We start from the raw sequence: 925 nt of genomic DNA on the forward strand, positions 1-925 counted from the left end.
GCCCGCGTCCGCGGCGACGTCCTCGGGCAGCGCCACCTCGGCGAAGAGATCCTCGCCGCGGCGCCACACCGCCCGCAGCCCCTGGAAGGCGGGGCCGTAGCCGTACGACGCGCCCGCGCCGGCCTCGTAGATCCCGGTGACGTCCACGACGGTGGCGTCACGCGGCGGCCAGACCGCGAAGTCCTCCTCCGCGACGGCGGTGCCCTCGGCCGGGGCGACCACGCCGCTCGCGTGCTGTACCCAGCCCTGCTGCGCATCGGCGGCATCGGGGCGGGAGAACACCTCGACCGTCCGCCGTCCGTCCTCATCGACGTCGGCCAGAACCACCTGGACCTGGACACCGGAGCCGTCGGCGGGCAGGACCAGCGGTGCCTGGAGGGTCAGTTCCTCCAGCAGACCGCAACCCACCTGGTCACCGGCCCGCACCACCATCTCGACGAACCCGGTTCCGGGCAGCAGCACCGCCCCGCCCACGACGTGGTCGGCCAGCCACGGGTGCGTGCGCACCGACAACCGCCCGGTGCACACCAGGCCCGCCCCACCGGCCAGTTCGACCGCCGCACCCAGCAACGGGTGACCCACCGCACCCAGACCCAGGGACACCGCGTCCCCGCCGAGAGCCGGCGCAGCCGCACGCGGCCAGTAACGCTCGTGCTGGAAGGCGTACGTCGGCAGCCTGACCGGGTCGGTGGACGGCAGGACGGAGGTCCAGTCGACCGCCACACCGCTCACGAACGCCTCGGCCAGCGAGGTGAGCAGGCGCTGGGCGCCGCCGTCGTCGCGGCGCAGAGTGCCGCAGACGGCGGCCGGCATCGACGCCGAGTCCAGCGCGACCTCTTCGAGGGTGTCGTTCATCGCGCCCATCAGCACCGGGTGCGGAGTGACCTCCACGAACACCTGATGACCCTGGCCCGCGAGAGTACGG

The 925-nt window shown here is 73.8% G+C and carries 1 protein-coding gene; it reads right to left on the reverse strand.

Translation table 11 applies throughout. The annotated features are described in order from the left end of the window. Positions 1–925, reverse strand: a 925-nt coding sequence (locus tag J0670_RS38705; RefSeq protein ID WP_374223255.1) for a polyketide synthase dehydratase domain-containing protein, incomplete at both ends; no start/stop codon positions are given.

This window comes from Streptomyces sp. FH025 (assembly GCF_017427025.1).
In the GTDB taxonomy this organism is placed as follows: domain Bacteria; phylum Actinomycetota; class Actinomycetes; order Streptomycetales; family Streptomycetaceae; genus Kitasatospora.